The 23,589-nt window shown below is 38.4% G+C and carries 18 protein-coding genes and 1 pseudogene; 10 read left to right on the forward strand and 9 right to left on the reverse strand.

From position 1 onward, the window contains the following. Positions 1-446: 446 nt before the first annotated feature. From ACFQ3W_RS03425 to ACFQ3W_RS03435, 3 genes and pseudogenes are all read left to right on the forward strand, one after another. Complete coding sequence (locus tag ACFQ3W_RS03425; protein WP_379316632.1) at positions 447-1,997, forward strand: limonene hydroxylase; 1,551 nt, start codon at positions 447-449, stop codon at positions 1,995-1,997. Between the two features lie 80 nt (positions 1,998-2,077). Continuing rightward, positions 2,078-2,636 (forward strand): annotated as a pseudogene (locus tag ACFQ3W_RS03430) (RtcB family protein); the annotation flags it as partial. Positions 2,637-2,939: 303 nt separating this feature from the next. After that, a complete protein-coding gene (locus ACFQ3W_RS03435) occupies positions 2,940-3,971 on the forward strand; it encodes a nuclease-related domain-containing protein (protein ID WP_379316634.1) in 1,032 nt (343 codons plus the stop codon). Here ACFQ3W_RS03435 and ACFQ3W_RS03440 read toward each other — a convergent pair. After that, positions 3,968-6,034: a UvrD-helicase domain-containing protein gene (locus ACFQ3W_RS03440; RefSeq protein WP_379316636.1), complete on the reverse strand. Its 2,067-nt coding sequence runs from the start codon at positions 6,032-6,034 to the stop codon at positions 3,968-3,970. The two genes, ACFQ3W_RS03435 and ACFQ3W_RS03440, sit on opposite strands and share 4 nt — an antisense overlap. Beyond that, on the reverse strand, positions 6,031-8,946 hold the full coding sequence (locus ACFQ3W_RS03445) for a hypothetical protein (protein WP_379316638.1): 2,916 nt from the start codon (positions 8,944-8,946) through the stop codon (positions 6,031-6,033). The genes ACFQ3W_RS03440 and ACFQ3W_RS03445 overlap by 4 nt, the downstream gene beginning before the upstream one ends. Positions 8,947-9,051: 105 nt before the next feature. On the opposite strand from ACFQ3W_RS03445, the gene ACFQ3W_RS03450 reads away from it, so the two are divergent. The 3 genes from ACFQ3W_RS03450 to ACFQ3W_RS03460 are packed head-to-tail and all read left to right on the forward strand — an operon-like array spanning position 9,052 to position 11,650. Further along, the gene (locus ACFQ3W_RS03450; RefSeq protein ID WP_379316640.1) at positions 9,052-9,261 is read left to right on the forward strand and encodes a DNA modification system-associated small protein; all 210 of its coding nucleotides are present in this window, start codon (positions 9,052-9,054) and stop codon (positions 9,259-9,261) included. After that, entirely contained in the window at positions 9,222-11,255 is a 2,034-nt protein-coding gene (gene dndD / locus ACFQ3W_RS03455; RefSeq protein WP_379316642.1) for a DNA sulfur modification protein DndD, read from the forward strand. The genes ACFQ3W_RS03450 and dndD (ACFQ3W_RS03455) overlap by 40 nt, the downstream gene beginning before the upstream one ends. A gap of 11 nt (positions 11,256-11,266) precedes the next feature. Further along, positions 11,267-11,650 carry a hypothetical protein gene (locus tag ACFQ3W_RS03460; protein WP_379316644.1) on the forward strand — a complete coding sequence of 128 codons (384 nt, stop codon included), beginning with the start codon at positions 11,267-11,269 and terminating at the stop codon, positions 11,648-11,650. Between the two features lie 184 nt (positions 11,651-11,834). Here the strand turns inward: ACFQ3W_RS03460 and ACFQ3W_RS03465 are convergent, their stop codons facing one another. Further along, the gene (locus ACFQ3W_RS03465) at positions 11,835-11,990 is read right to left on the reverse strand and encodes a CopG family ribbon-helix-helix protein (RefSeq protein ID WP_379316646.1); all 156 of its coding nucleotides are present in this window, start codon (positions 11,988-11,990) and stop codon (positions 11,835-11,837) included. 247 nt (positions 11,991-12,237) lie between these two features. On the opposite strand from ACFQ3W_RS03465, the gene ACFQ3W_RS03470 reads away from it, so the two are divergent. The 3 genes from ACFQ3W_RS03470 (at position 12,238) to ACFQ3W_RS03480 (ending at position 15,436) form a co-directional block, all read left to right on the forward strand. Continuing rightward, on the forward strand, positions 12,238-12,486 hold the full coding sequence (locus tag ACFQ3W_RS03470) for a hypothetical protein (protein WP_379316647.1): 249 nt from the start codon (positions 12,238-12,240) through the stop codon (positions 12,484-12,486). Positions 12,487-12,661: 175 nt separating this feature from the next. Further along, positions 12,662-14,362 (forward strand): ATP-binding protein, encoded by a 1,701-nt coding sequence (locus ACFQ3W_RS03475; protein WP_379316649.1) that lies wholly within the window; start codon positions 12,662-12,664, stop codon positions 14,360-14,362. A gap of 591 nt (positions 14,363-14,953) precedes the next feature. After that, positions 14,954-15,436: a sigma factor-like helix-turn-helix DNA-binding protein gene (locus tag ACFQ3W_RS03480; RefSeq protein ID WP_379316651.1), complete on the forward strand. Its 483-nt coding sequence runs from the start codon at positions 14,954-14,956 to the stop codon at positions 15,434-15,436. Positions 15,437-16,429: 993 nt separating this feature from the next. On the opposite strand, the gene ACFQ3W_RS03485 is transcribed toward ACFQ3W_RS03480, so the two are convergent. The 6 genes from ACFQ3W_RS03485 to ACFQ3W_RS03510 all read right to left on the reverse strand — a co-directional run bounded on the left by ACFQ3W_RS03485 (position 16,430) and on the right by ACFQ3W_RS03510 (position 23,190). After that, positions 16,430-17,563: a cysteine desulfurase family protein gene (locus tag ACFQ3W_RS03485; RefSeq protein ID WP_379316653.1), complete on the reverse strand. Its 1,134-nt coding sequence runs from the start codon at positions 17,561-17,563 to the stop codon at positions 16,430-16,432. Positions 17,564-17,578: 15 nt separating this feature from the next. Further along, positions 17,579-17,959, reverse strand: coding sequence for a DNA sulfur modification protein DndE (gene dndE, locus ACFQ3W_RS03490; RefSeq protein WP_379316655.1), 381 nt, complete (start codon positions 17,957-17,959; stop codon positions 17,579-17,581). After that, positions 17,956-19,959 carry a DNA sulfur modification protein DndD gene (dndD, locus tag ACFQ3W_RS03495; RefSeq protein WP_379316657.1) on the reverse strand — a complete coding sequence of 668 codons (2,004 nt, stop codon included), beginning with the start codon at positions 19,957-19,959 and terminating at the stop codon, positions 17,956-17,958. The genes dndE and dndD (ACFQ3W_RS03495) overlap by 4 nt, the downstream gene beginning before the upstream one ends. An 18-nt stretch (positions 19,960-19,977) precedes the next feature. Then, positions 19,978-21,483 (reverse strand): DNA phosphorothioation system sulfurtransferase DndC, encoded by a 1,506-nt coding sequence (gene dndC, locus ACFQ3W_RS03500; protein ID WP_379316659.1) that lies wholly within the window; start codon positions 21,481-21,483, stop codon positions 19,978-19,980. Continuing rightward, positions 21,473-22,567: a DNA sulfur modification protein DndB gene (dndB, locus tag ACFQ3W_RS03505; protein ID WP_379316661.1), complete on the reverse strand. Its 1,095-nt coding sequence runs from the start codon at positions 22,565-22,567 to the stop codon at positions 21,473-21,475. Before dndB ends, dndC begins: the two co-directional genes overlap by 11 nt. Positions 22,568-22,971: 404 nt before the next feature. Further along, the gene (locus ACFQ3W_RS03510) at positions 22,972-23,190 is read right to left on the reverse strand and encodes a helix-turn-helix domain-containing protein (protein WP_379316663.1); all 219 of its coding nucleotides are present in this window, start codon (positions 23,188-23,190) and stop codon (positions 22,972-22,974) included. 107 nt (positions 23,191-23,297) lie between these two features. Here ACFQ3W_RS03510 and ACFQ3W_RS03515 point away from each other — a divergent pair, with 107 nt between their 5' ends. Beyond that, positions 23,298-23,573, forward strand: a complete 276-nt coding sequence (locus ACFQ3W_RS03515) for a DUF6809 family protein (RefSeq protein WP_379316665.1) — start codon at positions 23,298-23,300, stop codon at positions 23,571-23,573. Positions 23,574-23,589 lie beyond the last annotated feature (16 nt).

A 23,589-nucleotide genomic window follows, 5' to 3' on the forward strand; every position in this document is an offset into this window, starting at 1 on the left:
GGTTGAATTAATATTCCTAATAATGAAAACTCCCCTTGTAGTAGGCAGGGACTAACCTCTGCTACTGCAAGGGGAGTTGTTTATTTTTTAGAAAACATATTCGCCTTCGCCAATTTGAATCGTTTTTCCTTGTAGTTGGTCAGAATCCGTTAAAAAAATCACCTGCTTAAGCCGGGTTTGCATGGCTGGATACACTGCATTCAGTCCCGGATTTCCTTCAGCCCTCACTTACAGACAAGGTGGGGGTTGTTTGACGCTTACGTCGTAATACTTTTACCATGTTCCTTCCGGCTTGATTGAGCGATGATAGGACCTGTGAGAAACATGGATTTAATTTCGGAGGTTCGTAGGGAGGCAGGGATTTTGTTTATTCCCGGGCAAGCTGACGGGCCTCGGTCCATGCTAAATTCAGGTTATGAAAAAGGTGATGAAACATGGTTATTTTTTTGAATAAAGCAGTTCGTCCTCTGTGGGAGGGCAAGACTTCCATCTATTCGTACATTCGAGAGCAGGGGGAGGCCGTGGATGGTTCCTTGCCGGATGATGAAGAGTTTTGGGCAGGCAGCAAATTCAGATGGGTCGCGGGTGGTTTGGATGGAGCTTTGGGGCATCATGCCATGACCAGTGAAAAGAAGGAGAAGGCGCAGGAACTGGCCCGACGGCTGGCGAAGCATTTCCGAAAGCCGAAAAACTCCACTCGAAAGCTGCTGTATGCGGAGCTGGTGGAGACGGATATTGGCAGCATGATCGACGATATTTTGGCGGAAGTGCGCAAGATGCCCGGGATCCGCCCGGGTGCCGTATATGATGAGGCAATCTGGCTGGCGGAGCATGGGGCGCATCGGAATGCCGTTAAATTTGGCATTGCCTTGTTGGGGCTTTTTCAGAATGAAGATGTGAAGGAACTGCTCTTGACGTTGGGGAGACATGATGAATTTACGCTATATGCGGCGGTAGCGATCCAAAATGGCATGGAGGACAGCAACGAGGTTCTTTTTGAACTGGCTAGACAGGTTCATGGCTGGGGAAAAATCAATTTGGTGGAGCGGCTGGAGCCGGCAAGTAAGGAAATCCGGGACTGGCTACTGCGCCAGGGCTGCCAAAACAGCGTCATGAATGAATATTTGGCCTGCATTTGCGCCCGGAACGGCGGATTGCGCGAGGCGATCGCGGCCGATCGGGTCGATGCCGCCTTGTTTGACGGGGCGACCGATATCATCGAAGCGTTGTTGAGCGGCGGGCCAGCGGAAGATATCGATGATTATGAGCATGCGCCGCAGGTGCTGTCCGACTATGTCAGACTGGCCCGGGAAATGAGTTCCACCGTAAGGCATCTGTCCGTCATGCTCGGGATTGGCGACTTTTTGATGGAGGAGGACAAGTGGGAGGCGCGGATGTCGGCGGGATGGACCGCTCAGCTGCGGGCGGACCTTCGGGAGGCGGCTCAATCCATTGCGGCCGACAGCAAGTGGGCGAGCCTAATTATCGATGCCGTCCGTTCTGGCGGACCGTCGGAACGTCATTATGGGGCCGCTTGTGCGGAGAAACTCGGCATCGAGGTTTGGGATATTTTTTATGATCAGCTTGCCGCAAATCCGCTACAGGACTATCATTTCCATCAACTGATGAAATCGGATGATCCGAATCGGATTCGGAAGATGATTGAGTTCGCCGTCCAACACCTCCCCCTCAAGCAAATAGCCACGGGACCGGCAGATGAGATGGGGCTTGATGAAAAATATGTGGCCCACAGCTGTCTGGATCACATTTTGCAGCGTTTGCACCAGTACGAAGGATTTGGCGGGGAACTGATTCTTACCGGGTTGAACAGCCCTGTGGTCCGAAACCGGAACATGGCGATCCAGGCGCTGGAGGGATGGAGCGTGGTTTCCTGGGGGGATCGGCTGGTTGAGGCCGTGATTCATTTATCCCAGACGGAACCTGACGACTCGGTCAAGGAACGCCTTCATCAGCTGCGTGAGGCCAAAGGGCTCTAAAGTCGGGAAATGCACTCATATTATTTTCATTTTATCGTAGGAGTTGAAAGAGCGGATGGCTTATTTAGAGATCGACAGCGTGCGGTGCGGTGCGGACGAATCTGTTCGCCAAAGACATCCAGCCGACGTTGTCGAAGATCATGGTTGAGATCGCCCGCAAGAATTTCTTTCGGGAAGGGTGGATCATCCGCTTTTGATGACCCTGATTGGGCGGTGTATAAGGCGATAGGCAAGCAGGAGCACGACAAGCTGAAGGCGCTGGCGCAAAGCCAGCTCGGCACGGTCGGCGGAGGCAACCATTTTGTAGACTTGCTGGAGGACAAGGGAACCGGACGGTTGTGGGTCGCCAATCATTTCGGGAGCCGGGGGTTCGGACATAAAACGGCAAGCGGTTTTATCAACCTGGCCGCCGGGAAAGAGTTCCTTGCAAGCGCTCAGGGCGAGAAGATGGATCAGCCGCCGCTGCTGCTGGACTTGAACAGTGAGGTTGGCGATATGTATTATCGGGCGATGAAGCTGGCCGGACGGTATGCTTACGCGGGAAGGGACTATGTGATCGGGCAAGTGTTGGGCATTTTGGGAGCGGAAGCGGATCTTGAAGTTCATAACCATCACAACTATGCTTGGAAAGAGGTGCACCATGTTTTTTAATTTCATCCACGGATAATCCTTCCTTCTGAATCACGTAGAAAAATGATATACTTTAGGTTTCCAAGGAGTTAGGACATTCGTATGAACCTGTGACACCGTCTTCCCTTACTAAAAAAACCTCCATTGTAGTTTGAACTTTCCCTTTGGGCTGGTTCTTTGCTGATCATCATGCAACTAAGAAACCCTTATTATCTGACTAGATGTTGTGTAACATTATATGATGAACTCTGTAAAATGCTTATAGGGAAAAGATTGCGAATATAGGAATTCTAGCTAAACCTTGATTCTCTGATGAAGAAAGAAGCTGATTATACAGTGGCTAAAATTTTCCCTAGGACTCCTGACCCTAGGACTTCTGGTGAACAGGAATTAATTGACCTTCTATGTAATTCTTTCGATGATACGTGGAATATATTTTATGAACCATTAATTGGAGACGTTCGCCCAGATATTGTTCTGTTTTCTCAATTTCATGGAGTAGTTATTATTGAGGTAAAGGATTGGACAAGTCAAACGGTAAAATCGTTGGCTCCAGATCACTGGGTAATTAATACACAAATGGGGGAGAAAATAGTCCCATCTCCACTAAAACAAGTAAGCGAATATAGTTTTAAATTAATTAATTACTTTTCAACTCACAAGGAATTGGTTCATTCTGGGGGAAATAATCAGGGAAAGCTTATTTTTCCTGTTGGTTACTTATGTTTCTTTAGTAGATTGTCAGCTGATGAAATGGATAGCATAAAAATAACATCCGTGATTCCTAAAAGATTTCTTCTCAACAGGCAAGATTTAAACGGAGGCTATCTTATTGAGAGAATAGTCCGGGTAATAACTGATTTATTTACAATTGATCCTCTTTCAAAGGAGGCTTCTAATAAAGTTAAACTGCTTCTGTATCCGGAATATCAAGTTCAAGATAATTCACAACAAAACTTTACCCGATATAATTTAAGTGCTTTTCCTAGTTTGGTTGATGAAGTCTTGTTTATTTGTACGGAGCTTCGAGAGTGGCTTAGAAATAATTCCAACCAAAAAGTCGTAGTGTTTTATGATACCGACCGTTTTCTAAAAAAGAGAAAAATCTCAGAAGAGATTAAGATGATTTTTGAGGATATGGGTTTATTGTTAGTTTCAAGCGACGGATTTATAGATCTATTATCCCTAGATAATGAAGGTACTTTGGAGGCCAATCATGAATGGGCTCAAGTTTTTGTTATCGACTTTAAACATATACAATGGAATACAAAAAAAGAAGCTTTCTTAGACCAGCTATCTAAGAAAACTCCTGAAGGTAAATTTATTTGTACCTATCATAATTAAATTAGTCTCAACCAATTCTGGAAACAGATTGAATTATTAGGACAATGTTCGTTACCAACGAGCACTATTTTCTTTTCTGCTCGTGTTAAGGCTACATAAAGAACACGAAGCTCTTCAGAATATAAGTCTTGTTTGTAGCTTTCAACAGTTACATCATAATTAGGGCTGGGCAGTCTAATTGTTTTATCCCCGTAATAGGGAGTGTAACAGAATTCTAGCCCCGTTGCTTTGTTATACACTACAGCGGGCTGTAAAACTGACTTACTTAAAGTTTCTTCGAGCCTTGGGAGAATGACTGTTGGATACTCAAGACCTTTGGCCTTATGGATCGTGATCAAAGTTACGGAATCTGAGTTTTCTCCGGTTGGTATGTCTGACAATTGTTCTTCCTTATGACTTCCGATCATAGCTTGGAGCCATGTTTGATATTCATATAGTTGTATATTCTCTTTTACGTTTAGATTTCTAGTAAGTTCTTTTAATTTATTTAAGTTTGCTGCTGCCTGAGGCGATGTAACAATGAGTCGTTCCCTGATTTTTGTTAACTGATATATAGAATCTAGAATTTGAGCGGGAGTACGATTATTGATACTATCCTTAATGTCTGCCCAAAATCTACCCAACTCATTTTTGCTGAAATTAAAGTATATTGTTTCTAACGCCTCTTCAATATTGATATTTTTGTTAGGTTGGAGTAAAAAATTAATAATTTTATAAGTGTCAATGATCTCTCTTTGGTTGAAGAAATTACCGGCTCCGATTAACTGAAAAGGAATTTGTAATTGAGCAAGTTCATCAGCAAACTCTATCATAGGGTAGTTCTTTCTAAATAAAATTGCAAATTCACCAGGTGATGCGCCGCGTTCAATTTCGGATTTAATATATTGAGCAACCAACTTAGGCTGAGACTCTCCCTTTTTTGCTAAGATCCAATGATATGCTTCCGTCAAAGAAATGGGTTCTTGTGGCTTATGATTTGATTGAAGTGGCTCAGGCTTAAATTGAATCTCAGGATAGTTCTCTTTAATTTTCTTGAAAAGTGTGTTAACTAAGATAACAAGTTCCCCTGTTGAACGGAAATTTGTTGATAATGTAAGGATATCACCGTTATTTCCAATCCACTTCTCCACTGATTCATAGGAGGCTAGATCCGCACCTCGAAATTGATAAATGGATTGTTTGCTATCTCCAACTACGAATAGTTTTGGACTACTAGGATCGTTATCACAGAGTTTTCGGATGATTCCAGTTTGATAAAGGGACGTGTCTTGGAATTCATCAACAAAAATATACTTATAGCTCCTTTTTATAGAGTTCGCGATATCTGGGTCTCTTGTGAGCAATTTGAAGCAGTATTCTAACAGATTATCAGGATCTAGCGACTGTAGGCGAAATTCTTGATGGTTTTGATACAATAATTCTAGTAGCGCTACGATCTCCTGTTTAATGTATCTAGAATTTCCCGTTTCAAGCATAAGACTTTCCTTTGTTAGTTTTAATACTTTATCGATTGCCAGACCTTGTGAGCGGATCATTTTGTAAGTATCCAGGATTGTTTTCCTTAATTGATGAAAAGGCATGAATCGCTCATGAAATACTTCCATATGTTCTGCTAACCTTTGAGTTAGCCAAGTTTCGAATGTATGTTCAAGTGCTTGAATCATGGATGCTTCGGTTACACTGAAATTTGGTGAGTAATCAAAATCATGAAAGTGAATGGGCCCGGCTATATCAAGAATTGATTTGCAAAATTTATGAATCGTAGAAATTTGGCAAGCATTCAGGTTTTCCAGTTCGTAACGGTAACGTTGCTTAGTCTCTTTTTGGGATGTAGATTTCCATTGATGGTAAAGATAAAGTTTTAAACGTGATAACAGATTCTCCGTTGCTTTGTTTGTGAACGTAATAACCGCCATATCTTTTATACTGAGTTGAGGATCATCTTCTAATAGCCTTAGAATACGTCGACTCAACACCTCGGTTTTTCCTGTACCTGCACCGGCCTTTACCAAAATAAACTTAGCATTTGATTCAATAGCTCTTTTTTGCTCTGATGTAATCATATGTCAACCTCACGTTCATGACATAGTTTATTAAAGGTGCAATATTTACAATGTCCGCCTGTTTTCTTAGAAAACTCGCCTAGTGATAATTTATTTGTTATTTCCTTAAGGAGTTCTTGGGCCGTAGCAGTATCATTATAAAAGCTTCTTTTAAACCGTTCATACCACTCTTTGATCTCTTTCATGTGTTCTCTTTCTTCATGGTCGTTTGAAGAAAACGAAAGGATATCTTTTAGATTTGAGATAGAATATCGATGTATTTCTCCGTTATTATATTGTACCTCTAGTTCTTTTGTCGCAGTAAAAGTATATTCATCTATTTTGATTTGCTTTTCATGATTAGATAGGTAAAACTGAATGGTAATATTATTGTTCCCGCTTTTTCTATATTCCCTTATATAAGCGTTGTCAAAAACCCAGTTCATTAAGGTTGTTAAAAAAAAGTCGGTTTGGGATGTTACGTTACTCCAAAGGCGATTACTTAATGGAAAGAGGGGGCGAATTAGCTTCTCAGCTCCCAAACGATAATCTTTAGTCTTCTCTAAAAGAAGCCTATGCTGTTTCCCTTGATCAATCATTTCATGAATCGGGTTAGGTTGGTCCAAAACCAGCAACTCAACTGATTTCTCGTATAAACAAGATGAAGCATAAGACTGCAAATGAAAAAGTTGTGAATATACATTTTCTTTAGGGCACTTATTCTGATAATAGAACCGACGAGGGCAATATCTATATATAGCGATTTCCTCTACAGTAAAATCACGTTTATCCAATGTTTTTGTTAGCAGTTGTGGTTCAATTTCATTCTGTAATAATGGCTTTATACTACTGGGGCATTTTAATACACGTGACCTAATTAATAAATCTTCAAGATCCGGTGCTTTTTTATTTTCGAGTTTATTACCTTCTTCAAGGCCAAAGACCTTAGCAATATCATGTAAATAATGAGCTGGAGTCAGGATGATACCATTATCAATTTGAGAATATGATATGGTTATTTGTGTTCTTGCGGCGCGAAACATCAAATGAATATGGTACAGAGAACGGTTCAAATAAAAGTTTTCAAGCTCCCTGGAGGACTGGGGTTTGAAACAAGTCGCACTGCAAATAATTTTTTGTTCGATCTCCTTGTTTATAAGCCAATCGAATTTTTTCGGTTCAGGATAGACATCTTGTGTGAATCGACAGACATACACATATTCATATTTTTGAAACTCAACGTTATTCGGGCCAGTCACTAGAATCTCACGATCAAGAAAAATATCGTCTTCCTCTTCTACGTTTGCTTTTTCGCCATCCTCAAAATACTCCTGTTCGGAAAATAATGTAGATATTCTTTCACCAAATTCGATGGCTGTTATGGGAATCCTTACTTGTGCTCCTAAAGATTCTGTTATCTTAGTAATTCGCTGCAAAATAGGATCTTCAAGTTTAATAAATCTACCATCCTTTTGAAGAAGGTGAATAAGCACGTCTACATGTTCCTTAATAGATCTTGATGAAATGGTGACTAGAAAAAAGCTTATGTCCTCAAGTGCTTGAATAACCACCAATATATCATTTAAGTCGTTTAGCTCAACACTGTTTATAGGATGATGCGGATACTTTTCTGGAATAAGCTGAGCTTTCGTTGCAACAAGCGAAGTTAAAACACTTCTCCAATCTGCAATAGAGATACAATCTTCAAAAAAACTTTCGATTTTTTCGAAAGATTCGGATAACCTGACATCGCATTTTATTAGGGTACCACTAATGAAATTTTTAAACATTGTTTTATTTAAATATGAATCATACTCGCTTAATTTACGAATATCAGTGCGAATATCATATAAATACTTAATGGCTTTTCCTTGTGCTAGGTGCATGAAAGGACGCTTTGGTAACCTAACTTTTAAATTGTTTTGTTCGGATATTTCTCTAATTAAAGGTCTCAATTCCATTGCATTTGGCGTCACAATGACCACTTGTCGCGGACTTACTTCTTTGTACTTAATCAGGACGTAAATCTGACGCATAATGAAGGACAGTTCTTCTTCCAAGGTACCAAATCTTAAGATCGATAATGAATTATCAAGCTTTATTTCTGGCGTATCTCTAAAAATGAGTCTTGGTAACCGATCAATGAAGAAGGAATTAGATCTTGTTTTATCTTGAATCGATTCCCACTTTGTTTTGGGTAAAAAGTTTTGATAAATATCTTCAATTACCTTATAAGCCGGATGATCTGGTGTTGATAAGTCATAAGGCAGATAAATTATGATTGGCTTATTTAGTTCGATAAATTTATTAATAATTCGTTGATGTATAGAGTTAATTGGGAGAAATGCCCCGTCTAAGATTAATTCATCGTACATGGAAATATCTAATTCATTAATTTTTGAATTAGCTGAAATCCCGTAATCAGTTAATTGCTTTTGTCTCAACTCCTCAAGGTACATTTCATATATGTCTAGAGCTATCTTCCACTTTCTACTATTATCAAAACTTCGTAAAGTGCTTAAGCTAAGTCCAGTCAAACTCAGATCCGAAAATGTGTTTGCTAAGTCATAGATTACTGATTTCCAGCTCAAATTGTTGATTTCTGGAACTTGATTCATGATTCGCTCCAAAATTACTGTAGCTTCGGATTTAGACAGCGTCGATGAATTGGAAGAGGAAATAAGCATATGCTTTATATATTTGTCAACTTCATATAAATCCACATATTGTCGAACAGCTTCTTCTACATCAAATTCATTAGAACTTACTTGGGCTTGGTTAAATAAAGGCCTAAGAAGTGAAAAGTAAAACTTCAATCTTCTCCGATATAAAATCATTGTTGGAACAAGATGAAGCGACTTCCTACCAATTTCAAATCTTGATTTTATATATGATTCAATATCTTCTGTATTGGGCGAGCAAAGTATTCTCAAGGGTTTACCTCCTAGTAAAATTGGTTCTAATTTACTATAATGAAAATTATAGCGTATCAAATAGATTATGTATATTTGGTAATAGTACGGGGAGGCTTCTCGATAATGACATCTTTGCTTAGCGAAGAAGATGAACTCTTAGAAGAAATATGCAGAAAGCATAACATAGAGCCACTTTACTTAAAGGAGTTATTTAGGATTGAAAAAGAATATGCTGACAAAAATATGTCTAAAAGAAGAGGTCTCTTTGATAGAATATCCGATATTTTGATGGATTGGGTGGAGCAAGAGGAAGAGAGGCGCAGCATTCTATGATTTTTAATTACATTACCTTCGAAAATTATAGACCTTATTATGGGAAGCAAAAGTTAGAACTTTATAAGAAAAAAGATGAATTTACTGCATATAATCAGAATATTACATTGGTTGGTGGGTTGAATGGAGCTGGTAAAACTTCACTAATTAATGCTTTTTTTATTTGCTTTTATGGAAGACGAAAATTCTCTAAAGATGAATATGAAGTGATTAAAAATGAAGCAATAAATAGTAGATACTATAGGGAGGGAGGAAGGGAAAGCAAAATACAACTCTCCTTCACTGACCCGACAGGAACATATGTTATTGAAGTCACTTTTATTCAGGATAAAAAGAATGAAATCGCTGAAACAAGAAAGATTTTTGTTACTTCTAACGACGAATTACGAGAAGTAACTACAGCGGAAGAGGAATTTAATGAATTTATTGATCAGAGAATTCCAATCGATGTTGCACCATTTTTTATATTTGACGCAGAAAAAATAAGGGATTTGGTGGGGGAGCATGATACTAAAGAAACGATTAAAGCGATTCAAAAGATCGTATCTTTAGAATTATACAATCAACTTTACGAAGACTTATTTAAAATACGAAATCAAGATGAGGCAGCTCTCGCCAAAACCGTGAAAGACGAGGATCTTCAAAAACTATCTGATGAACTTCAAAAATGTGCAACAGAACTGGAACTCTTGAAATCTGAAGAGAAGCCTGAGGAGAAAAAAATTGAGTTTCTGAATGAAGATAAGATTTATTTGAATCAAAAGCGCCGTTTGAAGCTTGCTAACAGTAGTGTAACAAAAGGACAAATTAATAGAAGAATCGGAGAACTTGAAAACGAGTTGAAATTGATTTTCACCACGTTGGAGAGATTTGGTCGAAACTCACTTCCTAATCTAATTGCTGCACCAGTTATTAGAGAACTTCAAAAAAGAATAAAAAAAGAACAGAACTATCTTGATAGTATGAAAAAGAATGCAACTAAGTTTGCACCGTATGATCATTTTATCAATCAGATATTAAATGTAGAGGTTAACCCTCCATTAAATAAAGAACAGAAAGAACAGCTGAAGGAAAAAGGCAAAAACGTCTGGGCAAAAGTGAACCAGGTGCACGAAGTAAAAGTGGAGCCAATTAATGTATTACACCTAAACGACCTATCACAGAATGAAGTTCTGAAGATTCTGAATTCATCATTATCTAGTAATGTTGATGTAAAAGGCTTGGTAAGCAAAAGAATACAAATCCAAGGTGAGCTACAGAAATTATTAGAGCAACTCAACGACGCCCCTGATGTTATTGATACAAGAGAAGAGGACGAGAAACTTGCAAGAATATCCGAGGAACTGGGTGCTCTTTACGCTGCAAGAAAGACACGAAGCGAATCGATTAGGAAACTTCAAGATCGTCATCACCAGTTGCTGAATGAAATTACCAGAAAGAGACAAGCGAAGAGTGAACTAGGACCTGTTGAACAAAAAATGGAGCTTATGACGCGTTTGATTGGAGCAACAAAAGAATTCATTGATCAGGTAACGATACTAAAAGCAAAACAATTAAAAACTGAAATTGAAACTATCTTACTCAAACTGTTTAGAAAAAAAGATTTGCACAGGGTAGAATTTGATCCTAATGAATTTGCTCTAAAAATTTACGATGAATTCGATCGTCAAGTTGACCTAACATCACGTTCAGAAGGGGAAAAGCAGTTAATCGCTCTATCGATGATTTGGGCATTGACTAAAGTATCTGGAGCAAACTTTCCGTTCGTAATTGATACACCTCTTGCACGGCTGGACAGCATTCATAGAGCCAATTTAGTGAATCGTTACTTTACTAATCTAAGCGATCAAGTTATTATTCTGACCACAGATACGGAGATCACAAAAGACTTTGCTGAAGAAATTGAACCGTTCGTACAGAAATCATACTTGTTGCAGTATGACGATATGGAAAAATCAACCAAAGTAAGTGAAGGATATTTTACATTTGAATAGGGGCAGTGCAAATGGCAAACGGCAGGATGTCTTTATCAATAGAAGGCGAAGATAAATTAATAACAATTATGAGTGAACTGGAGCTTAACGATAAAAGACCAGAGGCCCTTCGGTTGGCCTTTGTAAAAGGAATTGCTTCTCTTGAAAAACCACCTGAGAAGAAAGAGCGCAAAACTAGATTTGTTATCCCCGATGGAGTCATAGCACGTGGCGATGATTACATTTTGTACAAGCACATGATTATCGAGAAAGTGGGGCAGCCGCTTGAAGCAAAAGCTGTCGATGATTATATGTTACGGTATATTGAAGAAGGGCTAGAAATCATGGCTTCTGAAATCGAGTCTTTGTCTAATCTTGATAATTACTTATTGTATTTGATTAATAAGCATAGTTAAAAATTTTAGGTAATTGTTTCATATGGGTATTTGATGATAGATGTAAGAGCAATGTTTATTTGTAAGTAACTTACTGGAGCCTTCGTTTATTCTGTAAAGGAATAGCGAAGGCTTTTAGTGTGTCTTAAAAATTTAGTAAAATCTAAAAACTTTCATATAGTAATTACAACTTTTTTAACTAACTTTATCTTGGTTCTAAAAGTCCTCTTTTAATTAATTCCCGTATTGCTTCATTTCTGTTTTTTAGTTTTTTTTCATGCCAATATTTCTCAACTTCTTTAAGTAAATCATTTGGAAATGTCACCAAAACTTGTGTATTGTTTTCTTTATTTATAGGCATACGGACATCACCTCATTAAACAGTATAAGTTGTATAACTTATATTGACAACGAGAACCTAAAAGTTTAGTATAGGTTATATAACTAATATAACTCATATAACTTATATTAGTTATATAGAGAATATATCCCGAATAATATATATAATCAGGTTTTGTTATATCCAAAATACAGTAAATTAATAAGTTCTAAGCAAAACTCACATAATAAAAATAATAATTAAATAACTTATAAGGAGGTGAGTCGCATTGGAAAAAGCTAAAATTATTAAACTGACCCCTAAAAGAGCAGCATTGATTTTACTAGCAGATTGGCTAAATGGTACACAGCAATCTCCGTGGTACATGGAATTAGACGAAATGAATTATCAACTTGAACAGTGGAATTATAAGGTTACTGAAAAGCGACGTGAACTGATCATACACCATGTTGAAAAGATAGTAGGACCTTTCCGTGACAAGATAGCAAATAAGGTTAGTAGGTATACTAGACCTTGACAATAAATGAATATGTAATTATTTCTTTAGTCGGCCCCCATATAGTTTGTAAAGGCAAATAAAAGCATCAGGGCAATAAGCACTAGGAATATCTTGAGAACAAATATTATTTGCCTAAAATATGATGTTGGGTTAGACCTGATGGCTAATCTAGCTAACTAAAGGGGATAATACTATGGTTAATGGTGTAAATTTGATGGAATCTGACATTTTTCAGGTTGACAAGGCACTGGAGAGTTGGCGTGACTCAGGCTTTGATTTATCCACTGCTGTAGGAGAGATTGTAGATAATTCGATTGAGGCTAGATCCCAAATCATAAAAATTAAGACATTTCAAAATCAGGAAAAAAATATAGAAACAATTGCTTTTGCTGATGATGGAGTGGGAATCACTCCAGAAATTCTCGCGCAAACGCTTAAAATTGGTTTTTCTACAAGATACAATCAAAGGAAGGGGCTTGGCCGCTTCGGTGTAGGAATGAAAGTTGCTGCACTAAGCCAAGGCCGGAGAATTGACATATTCTCTAAAGCCACTGGACAAAAAAGGTATTTTCACGCTTATTTGGATCTTGACTTAATAGCTGATGGAAGTCAGACACACATAAATTCAACAGAAGTTGATAGTTTACCAACAGAGTACAGGGGATTTATGAGATGGAAAGACGGGAGTGAGTTTGAATCAGGTACATTAATTATTTGGTCAAAAATTGATCGATTAGTTAACGAGAGTACTTATGGCAATTCTGCAAAGGAAGCAACTCAAGAACTAACCAAATTCCTTGCCAGAGCTTATCGTGTTCAACTCGATCAAGGACTTACTATTGAACTTGATGAAAAAATTATAGATCTTTACGATCCATTATTTTTAATTGAAAGCCAACGGACGCTTAAAATTCTAGGAGCGCACAACTTTCCGGCAGAAGTATTGGATTGCTCAGAGATCGAATTAGATGGCGAAAAGGTAACCATTACAGTAACCTTACTTCCTGAAAGCGTTAGACGAGTTAAAGGGGAAGGTGGCTACCAACGGTCTGCTGCAAAGTATAAGGATTTGTACCTTAAAGATAGGGATGGTTATGTTTCAATCTTAAGAAATGGTAGAGAGATTTATTATGATATTATCCCTAGACTTTTTCCTACACGTATTGAGAATATCGACAGATTCATTGGTGTAGAAATTAGTTTTCCTGCTGTACTCGATGAGTACTTTCAAGTTCGCAATGTAAAAAGAGGTGCTGAACCGGTAAAAAAACTTAAAGACGAGATTCGTAATATTCTAGAAAAGCCTATTCGTGCTGCACGGAAACAAATTCAGGCTACTTTTTCGAATACACAACATGAGGAACGAAAAAAAGAGCTAGATCATACAAAAGCAATTGATGCAGTAACCGAAGCTGAAAAGTCTTCACTTCCGGGAAGAGCAGGGATGGGAGTTACTGAGAGTGAGCAGCAAGTTCTCATTGCTGATATTTTGGAGGATGTTGGGGTTAGCAATAATCACGAGCTTGCGAATGCAATCAAGCAACAAATTCAAGAACGCCCTATAATGTTGGTAGATTCCTCATGGCCAGGAAAAGAGTTGTTTGATATAACTCATTTCAACGGAAGGGCCATTGTGAAAATTAACCATCGACACACGTTTATCAAAGAAATATATAACCCGATAAAAGAGGTTGCTAATAACAAAACCGAGATTGAGTCCGGTGAGATTATTGAATTAGCAAGAAAAATCGAAACAGCAATTGATGTATTGTTTATGGCATATGCTAAAGCCGAAAATCTCCATTCCAATCCTGATGAAGTATATGGAGATTTAAGAACACAATGGGGCTACTTTACTTCCGCTTATGTACGGGAAGCTCTTAAGACCCTATAAAACTGAAAGAGCTGCTCAATGTATTTAGGCAGTCGTTGGAAACTAATCCGGCGACTGCTTATTTATTATCGCTTAAATGCAACTTGAGTGGATAGATTCCATCCATTAGATAGCCGCTACAAGTAGTGTGTTTGAAAAAATATGGCTACGGCAACGGTCAGCGTACACCTTGACGAAATTGACCTAATAGAATTAGTTTTTAGGACAATAACCGGACGTACGAAAAATTAAAAGGGATAGAAGTAAGATTAATGGTTTAGTCTGACGTTTACATATGTTCAGTTCAGCTAGGGGCAGTTCTTGAGATTAAAATCTGATCACATCTTTTTTTTATCCCGTATGTAATTTATTTCTGGTCTAACGCCCCATATAGATTGTAGGGCATAGGGCATGATAGTATTAATTTCCCATATACTACAAACACAATAATTGAACACCACGAAAAACTATGGTATATTTTTCCTATCTGTAGCCGATCAATGACGGATACAGAGAGTAGGGGAATTGCGTACGGTTTGTGCTCAAAAAACGCGATCAGTGTTATAGCAACACTGAGAAGGGATGGTTTAAATAATGAGCATCGAATGTGGAATGAGTCAATCTGTAATTGAGGCGTATCAAATTTTAAATCGAATGCGTGATAAAGCGGTAAGCTATAGCATTGGTAGTTACAGATTGGAAAGAATCGAACAAGCCTTAGATTACCTTCTGAATTCTCCCCAAAAGGAAGGGGATCCAAAAACCATTGTTCGTGATGTTTTAGGAAGTGCAGGATCAAAAATTCGAAATCGTATAAACTTACTTAAAGCAGAATCTGTTAAAGCAGGGTTTAGTTCACCGATTTCATTAGATTTAGTTGTTGACAACTCGTTGGAGCAAATTAGACTTGAATTGCTTGATGAGCTAGATAGATCCTCGTTGGATTCTAAGTCCACAGCTATTTTGAGAGCCTGCTTCTTTGATTATAGTACAGAGCAATTAGCTAAGTCTGAGAATGTTACTGTTGCTACGATGAGAACAAGAATAAGTCGAGCACGAACTAAATATCTAAAAGTCAAGGGAGTTGCGGTATGAGTTTCTCTCCTTGGTTTAATAGGGTTTATACCATGATTCCCTAGGGAGTCATGGTTCTTTTTATTTCTGAGTCCACCCTGTATCATTTTTTGTGACTTGTCAATTATCCGACATCACCTGTTGTTAGTATAAGCCGTTAGGGCTAACGAAGAAACACTCGAGAAAAGAATGAGTATTATGTACTTAGATTTGTATGCCGTCATGCGGAATCCTTCTATTTTAAAAGTAGTAAGACGAGAACGACTCAGTAGGGTCGTCGGTTTTATTGTATAAGAAAACCTCCAGTTCGGCGGAGGGTTCAAGTTGGACATGAGCTTAGAAGCTGGTGGAAACTTTGAGCTGAAGCGAAGAATCCTTCGGTGTATGGGGGGCGAACTTAGGACTACACAACCTACGGGGGGAAAATGGCTTTGTCCTTTTTTGTTTATTAAAAGAGGTATGGGATAGTGGGATGCCCGAGAGGTTTCACACTGAAGGAGCACCATCTACCCTCGGTAGCGTATCGACCTAACGGATAGAAACTAAGGTGGATACCTAGCATTTTTCAAATTGGATTTAGGAAAGTCAATCGGTCACGAGATGATATGAGTTCTCTGACTTGATAGGGAGTGCTTGTTGAAAGAAATGGTAGCACTTCTGAGTGCAGGAGTAGGATTTTCTATTAATATTTAAACGGGTATCCCAAATGCGAATGTTGTTTTCTAAAAATAATTAACGAAGTATAACAAAGAATTGAAGGATATTTTTCCGCAGGCTATAACCTGTTAAGGATTTTTTTACATTTCAGAATTATTGCTTGAGAGCTATTCACATAAGAGAAAGAAGGCAGCGCTATGGCTGCCTTCGGCTTACTTGCTTTTAAACAAAGCTATATACTCTACTTAAAGTAGTACTACTTCAAAAATGTCTTTTACTGTTTACTTATTTATGTTTCAGGATAGAGAAGTAACATGCTGACATCTTACAGCTTGCCGATCAGGAAAAAGTAACTTGCTATCGTATTGATCTAAATAATTCCAGTTCTTTCTCATTAATCTCAGAATTCATCGTAATCCTAATCGTCTGCCGTACTTCTTCTAACGACTTCCCAGCTGCACATAATACATGACTAGGCTTACTTGAACTACAAGCAGATCCGGAGGAAAGAGCCGCATACGCTGAGAGTTTCTTCAGAAGAAGTTCATTATTGACTCCAACAAATTGAACACTAATTAACCCCGGAATTTTATTCTTCTCATCGCTATTAAACTTTATTTTGTCCCCTAAATTGGTTTTGAGTATATTTGTAAGGTATTGTTCCAGCTCATTGAGTCTCTTAACATTATTATCGAGATTCATACGAGCTAGCTCAGCTGCTTTACCTAACCCAACAATGTTATGAACCGCTAAAGTGCCGCTACGATAATTATTTTCTTGCCCACCACCATGGAGAAGAGGAGTTAATCTCGTATATATTTCCTTAGATTGTTTTCGTATGATTGCGGCTCCAACACCTTTGGGACCACCAATTTTGTGGCCAGACATAGATAAAAACCGGATGCCTTTATGTTTATTGAGATTTACAGGAATTTTACCTATAACCTGTGTTGCATCCGTATGAAAGAAGAGGCTATTTTTTTCAAATATATTTGCAATCTCTTTTATCGGATTTAAAGAACCAATTTCGTTGTTGCCCCACATGATCGAAGTGAGCAGTGGTTTGTTATGAGTAACTGTTTCTTTTACCTGATCCAAAGTCACTCTTGCAAATTGATCTACATCCAAGAAATTGACGCTGAAATCGCATCCTTCTAAATATTTAAATGTCTCGATCACGGAAGGGTGTTCTACTTTAGAGGTAAGCAAAAATTTGTTGTACGAAGCTTGCTTACTATAATAGTCAGCTACACCTTTTATAATCATATTGTTACTTTCGGTTGCTCCACTTGTAAAAACAACCTCGTCAGAATCACATCCTAATAATTCAGCCACTTGCTCACGTGCATGGGTCACTGCTTTTTTTGCATTCTCGGCCAATGAATAAAATTTACTGGAGGGATTACCGTACTCCTCCTTAAGATAAGGAAGCATAGCATCAAGAACTTCAGGATGAATCTTTGTCGTCGCACTATTATCTAAATAGAGCATGAAGTCTCCTTCTTTCTATCCAAGTAGCAAGGTGCGTATAAATTTTTCATAGTTACCTGTACTTTTATATTCACCAGCTAGTGTTCTAATTCCACGTTCTAAGTGAGCATTGAAATATCCAGGGAAATACTCCTCATCCGAAAGTTCTCTTCCCGCTGCCTGGGTAATTAATGCTCGAAATACATAGTCATACTCACCAGTTACTGTACTACGGTTTAGTACTAGCCCGTCAGAGAAATCTTTTGTGATTGGAACTATTTCTGCCCCCTGGTTGTTATTTCGTAATGAAAGTACCACAGCATAACGAATAAGAATGTTAGGAGTAATTCCAGTAGAAGCTTGAAGTTGCAAAAGAGTATCTTTAGCGTATTTAGATGTTTTTAAAGTGAAATTCATTGGTAGCAGTTCTCCCTGGCCATATTAAAATAGCGACCTTTAACAATTTCCGCTTTTTCTTGGCTTTCAATAAATTCAAGAGTGTAGAAGCGTGAGGTAATGTCTCTAATGAGCTCATACTGCTCTGAACCAATTTCTGAGTCCGTTGTGAAAATTAGGACCTGATCACCACATTTGGGAATAAAGTGTTGTATTAACGCATTTTTATGGTCCAAATCAAGTCGTCCAAAAAGAGTATCGAAAACAAAAGGAAGCTTCCAACCGGATACTTTGAACATTGCCCAAATGACCGTTAACATCAGCATTTCTTTTTCGCCTGCAGAAAGTCGTTCTTTAACGACCTCTTGCTTATTTTTATTAAAAAGGCGTAGCTCAAATGAAGAATGATCGATATAAATACGGTCAATGTAGGCTTTTTTTCGAAATATAATGTTTACCATTTTTGTAGCTTCATTAGCAACGTCATCTAATTTCTTGCGCCACTGACGTTCTCTGAAACGTTGGCTTACTTTAAGCAGTTTTTCAGTCATTATGAAAGAATTCTCACCTTTATGATACTCGTTAATCTTTTCTCTAAGTTTGTTAGCGAGGGCTTCCTTAGTTTGAATAAGTTCACTTAAAGTCTGGATTTCGTTCTGGTATTGCTCAGTTAATAACTTTAACTGTTCGACCCTTTGGGTTTTAACTTCAATATTTTCAAGAAGGACTTTAAACTCACTGGATTGGTCATTTTTTTCGATTGCTTTTCTGAGTTCTTGGGTTTCTTCCAATAGTTTTGCATTTTCATCGAATAGAGCAATGTAATTTGAAGCCATCAGAGATTTAACCTGTTTGAATAAGCTATGGATTTCACTTTGTTGCTCGAAGGAAGCGCGGTGGATTAATTGAGCTTCCTCAGGTTGAAGCATCTCAAGAATTCCGTCATATAATTGATTAATGTCTAACCTTGACTCCATTGCACCAACGTTTGATTGCAGGTTGTTTACCAATTGGTCAAGCTTGTTTTTTTCTAAAGCTGAGGCGACAAACTCGAATGACTCATATTGTTTTTCAATTTGAAGTTGACGGTCTACTTCCTCTAATTGGTTGCGAGCAATATAGAATGGCAGAATTGAATTGATAAAGTTTCTAATCTTATCGGTATTCATCTTCCGCTGATTTTCAATTCGGTTTATATTGGTTATCAGTTCTTGCCGTTTTTCTTGAATTAAGCCGCCATGAATTTCAAAATCCCTTTTATCTTTCCGTATTAGGTCAGCTAAGCTGATGGCTTCTTCTTCGCAGTTGGATATTTGTAGTTCGATTTCTTTAAGATTTTGTTTAAGTGCTATAATTTCGGAATCTACTTTATTAAGCTCTTCAATCTCTTTTACTGCATCAACATTTCTTTGGGTATATTGAAGGCGGTAGGTCTGCAAATCCTTTTCTAAATTCACAAACAAATCTAAATTAAAAAGGATCTTTCCCGATTCACTAAGGTACTCAGGAATCTTTTCCTCAGATACTATTCGAGAAATATCTTCTCCGTCGAAGAGGCACAATTCAAATAAACGAGGGGGCATTTCCTCCCGTAATTTATTCTGGTAGTCGGATATTTCTTGAGCACTAAGATGTGTGCCGTTTTTTTTAACCGAAAAGTATTCTCTTATTTTGTCATTTTTGATCGTCCAACTACGGACGAGCGAATACTCGTTTGGCTCAAGTTCTTCAGTGGAAGTGTAATCAAGTGAAATTTGGTAATTATTTTGGCTTTCTTGAAGAGCTTGCCGGTTTAATAATGAACGAATTCTGCGATAATAAGGTTCATTTTCCGTTACAAATCCGTATGCCATGGAACCAAATAATACAATTCGTAAAGATTCTAAAATAGTAGTTTTACCTGCCCCATTTTTTCCTCCGAGCAAGATTACATTTTGCTTACCACTTGTCCTAAAGTCAAACTTATTCATATCTCCATGATAAGCACCAATATTGCGAAGAATCAGCTTATTTATTTGCATTGATTATAAATCCACCTTCTATAGATGTAAAAAATCTTGTTTTAACGTTTTGTCAAATGCTTGAAATAAACCTCTTCTTACTTTAACCCCCGAGTAATCCTTTTCGACAGAAATGAGTTGCTTGAGGAGATTAAGGTTAATGCCTTCTTCTTGACAAAGTGTTTCTAAATCGGTTATTTGATCTTCTTTAAACACAGGGCGATCATCGTGATACCAATCATATACTTCTCCCGTTTCTTCCTCAACAATCTGTGGTAAACGATCTTCCCATTGAAGGTCATCATGCCAGTACTTCCGGATCACTTTCAATTCTTCAAAAGTAATGAGTTCAATGGTGGGATCATATAGTTCGCGTACCGCTTTTTGAGTACGAAGCAATTTTCTCAAGATTTCTTCGCGAGCGCTAAGTGTAAAAGGTCCGACACCAAATCGTTTGAAGTTACCGTCATCTTCTTTTACATAGATATCGAGATCCTCAATTGTAGCAAGATTGATATTGTTCTCTTCAATAAATTGCTTAATGTTCGCTTTTTCAATGTAAGGATAATTCCTAGCTTCGATTTCTTCTTTCGTAACACCGCCTAAATTAGAAGTAAGGTAAACCTCTCCATTCATGCGATGTTTCTGTCTTTTGGTACGATCCTCTCTTATCTCTACTAAAAAGTTTCTAAAATCATATAGTGGTCGCAGCCAGTCTACACCGTTATTGATAAACCCGCTTAATGCCTTGTCTTCATTGACGACAGTGCATGTCCAGCAACCAAATCGACTATTACCGCAGGAACCAGCACTCTCTTTAACCTCTTTATCAACGACAAGTGGACACTCACTACTAGAATCTTGATATAACTGTAATAACTCATTGTTGTCGTCACCCCAAGGGGATTCATACTGCAGCAAGAATTCCCAAACATCATCTACGTTAAAGGTTCGAATAGGGGCAAATACAAATGCATTACTCAAGGTAGAGTGACGCATTAACGTTTTGCCTTCAATGGTATGTGATTGCATAACTGCTGCACGCGTTGAACTTTCGGAATCTCTTACGCCAAGCAACATGACAACCTCGCCGAATTGATCGACTTTATCCAAAATAAATCGGTTTGCAGGGTCGATTTTAAGTCGATCTGTACACCATCTGAATTTCTGCCGAGGCGTAGGATACCCTTTTCCGATAATTGAAGCCCAAAAGGTTTGCTCTACTTTAGGACGTACTTTCTGCGTTTCAAATGGTAGACCAAGCTCTATTGCCTTCTCTTCAATTCTTCCTAATGTCCGAGTAATTTTATCAATAATCAAAGGTGTCTCTACCAGAGTATCTGAGGAAATCACATATACCTTCTTCTTTAAAACGGATGAGTCCAGCTCTGATAATGCTTGAAATACTAATTGAACTACAGCCGTGGAATCTTTACCGCCACTAAATCCAACAACCCAAGGTCGATTGTCTGATTGATATACTTCTTTTACTAATTCTTTGGCTTCAGTGAACTTACCGCCAGTATTAAATATGTTAAGTTCCAAGAGGGGAGACCTCCTTCAATTTATCCTCAATTTTCTGCTCTTGTTCTGTGAGAGGGAGTCCAATTTTACTTTTTATAAGGTTAGCTGTTAGCTGGACGGTCTCGTTGTTTTTGTTAATGCGTCCCGTATGACTGTAGGCGCGGCCTTGCCAATCTTCTTTATTGTCTCTCTGCCAGTCAATATGTTTTAGTTTTTTGATATATTTCTGCCACTCATCAGGATGATAAAAATAAAGGTAATGTCCAATAATACCTATAGCTTCTAAAAAGACCCCGTGAGCTACTATTGAGTTCGCTCGCAAATCTCTAGGGGATGTGTTTTTACTTAGGACTTCTTGCCATTCCGTTATAGTATTGCATAGTAGGATCCAGAATTCATTAACGAACTCTTTTTCTTGTTCAGAAACTATTTCGCCTTTTCGCTTGCCTAGTAGACGGCAATTTGTGTTGAAAATATGATTTAAGGAAAATAGTTTTGGGGAATTTTTAGAAAGATTCACTTTTTCGCGGTCTGTATATCTATTTAATAATGGGATATCGGAAATAAGTCCCTTAGTTATAAGAGACAATTGATCTCTGTGGTCATAGAGAATACCGATTGAAGACGTGGTATTCACTGCGTGACGATTCAAATCTGAAAACATTTGTTGGGAACGGACTAGTCCTAAGTCATGGAAAAATACAACAGAAATGGTTTCATCACCAAGTTCGGGAGAAACCTTCAGAGCTTCTTCAATTGCCGCTCTTCGATGTTGACCATCGTTGATTAAAAACTTGGAATCTAATGAAATGGTTAGGTAGCCAACATCTTTAAGTTCTTCTGAATGTTCCTGGAAAATCATCTCTCCGTCGACCGATGCAGTGAGGGAAGAGAATATGTAGTCTCTTGGGTTTTCAAGTATATAATTGGTAATGTCAGGAATTCTTGATTTGTTCATTACACGTTGAGCACGATGTTCGGCAGGTATTTCTTCTTCATCGAAAAGAAATATTTTAGGAATTAACCTAAGTGGGCACATGACTGTGTAGAATTCTCTTCCCGCCTGAATGCCTCGAAGGGCAGGGAAACTATAACTAAAATTCATAAGACCCTTCCTTTGCATCGGATTACGTACGTAATTATTGTATTTGTAATTTGATTTTACTTTAATGCGAATGGATGTTCAATAATTTTGAATGAAGAGATTATGAAAATATTAGGACTGAAGTACAAGAGAGTGTGAAGCTCACAGAGTGTGTAAGGTTAAAGTGTAGCTCATCATGAGGATTGAATTTGGTGGGATTGGTGGTTGAGATTCGGGTGGAAGAGTAGGGGCGCTGGCCCCAATTCATAGCGAGTACAAGCAGTTGCTAGAAGGCACCCATGTGGTTCATTAGAAAAGGGGAACACGTTCAAAATCCATAAACTCAGAGCGGGCTATTTACCTTTTTGACTGCAGAACAGACATCGCTTCTTTTGATGCAGGCCGATATTTTCTATGTTTTACAATCATTTCTCCTCCACCAAATCAATAATCTCCCGAATATCACTTATATTCAAAGCTTCAGCAATTCTCTCAATATGATTAAAATTGATGCTCTCGCGCTTACCGTTAGAAAGTTCACTTAATGCTGCGTGCCTTACGTCGGAACGTCTGGACAACTCTCTAAGGGAAATATTATGTGCTTTCGCTAAATCCGCAATTTTTACGACAACCTTTTTTCCCATACTCAGTCACCTCGTATCGGTTCATTATGAACTTGACTATACGTATAAGCGTACCGTAGAATAGTATTATTAGTGGTACCTATTTGCGTACCGATGGAGGTGCTCCCATGCCAATCCTCGAATCCCTATACTACGGCAACCTAATCCCCTATGAAACGGCCGTTCCCCAAGATCCGAAGTATCGCCAATTGGGCAGGCAAATATCCGAGTCTATGGATTCATGGAGAGGAAAGCTTTCCAACGAGGATTTTCGAGAACTTGAGGCGTTGCTCGATTTATACCAACAGGTTCAGGGTATGGAGCTGGCGGCATCTTTTACGCAGGGATTTAGGCTCGGGGCGGCGATGGTGTTTGAGGTGTATGCGGAGAGGATCGATAAATAGACGACAAAAAAACACC

Origin of the sequence: Paenibacillus puldeungensis (assembly GCF_042678945.1) — a bacterium.
GTDB lineage: Bacteria > Bacillota > Bacilli > Paenibacillales > Paenibacillaceae > Fontibacillus > Fontibacillus puldeungensis.

What these genes read in the sequence shown, in the direction of transcription:
- ACFQ3W_RS03435 (WP_379316634.1), top strand. Translation starts at nt 2,940, where the DNA reads ATGAAGAAAGAAGCTGATTATACAGTGGCTAAAATTTTCCCTAGGACT.
- ACFQ3W_RS03440 (WP_379316636.1), bottom strand. Translation starts at nt 6,034, where the DNA reads ATGATTACATCAGAGCAAAAAAGAGCTATTGAATCAAATGCTAAGTTT.
- ACFQ3W_RS03450 (WP_379316640.1), top strand. Translation starts at nt 9,052, where the DNA reads ATGACATCTTTGCTTAGCGAAGAAGATGAACTCTTAGAAGAAATATGC.
- ACFQ3W_RS03460 (WP_379316644.1), top strand. Translation starts at nt 11,267, where the DNA reads ATGGCAAACGGCAGGATGTCTTTATCAATAGAAGGCGAAGATAAATTA.
- ACFQ3W_RS03465 (WP_379316646.1), bottom strand. Translation starts at nt 11,990, where the DNA reads ATGCCTATAAATAAAGAAAACAATACACAAGTTTTGGTGACATTTCCA.
- ACFQ3W_RS03475 (WP_379316649.1), top strand. Translation starts at nt 12,662, where the DNA reads ATGGTTAATGGTGTAAATTTGATGGAATCTGACATTTTTCAGGTTGAC.
- ACFQ3W_RS03480 (WP_379316651.1), top strand. Translation starts at nt 14,954, where the DNA reads ATGAGTCAATCTGTAATTGAGGCGTATCAAATTTTAAATCGAATGCGT.
- ACFQ3W_RS03485 (WP_379316653.1), bottom strand. Translation starts at nt 17,563, where the DNA reads ATGCTCTATTTAGATAATAGTGCGACGACAAAGATTCATCCTGAAGTT.
- dndE (WP_379316655.1), bottom strand. Translation starts at nt 17,959, where the DNA reads ATGAATTTCACTTTAAAAACATCTAAATACGCTAAAGATACTCTTTTG.
- dndD (WP_379316657.1), bottom strand. Translation starts at nt 19,959, where the DNA reads ATGCAAATAAATAAGCTGATTCTTCGCAATATTGGTGCTTATCATGGA.
- dndB (WP_379316661.1), bottom strand. Translation starts at nt 22,567, where the DNA reads ATGAATTTTAGTTATAGTTTCCCTGCCCTTCGAGGCATTCAGGCGGGA.
- ACFQ3W_RS03510 (WP_379316663.1), bottom strand. Translation starts at nt 23,190, where the DNA reads ATGGGAAAAAAGGTTGTCGTAAAAATTGCGGATTTAGCGAAAGCACAT.
- ACFQ3W_RS03515 (WP_379316665.1), top strand. Translation starts at nt 23,298, where the DNA reads ATGCCAATCCTCGAATCCCTATACTACGGCAACCTAATCCCCTATGAA.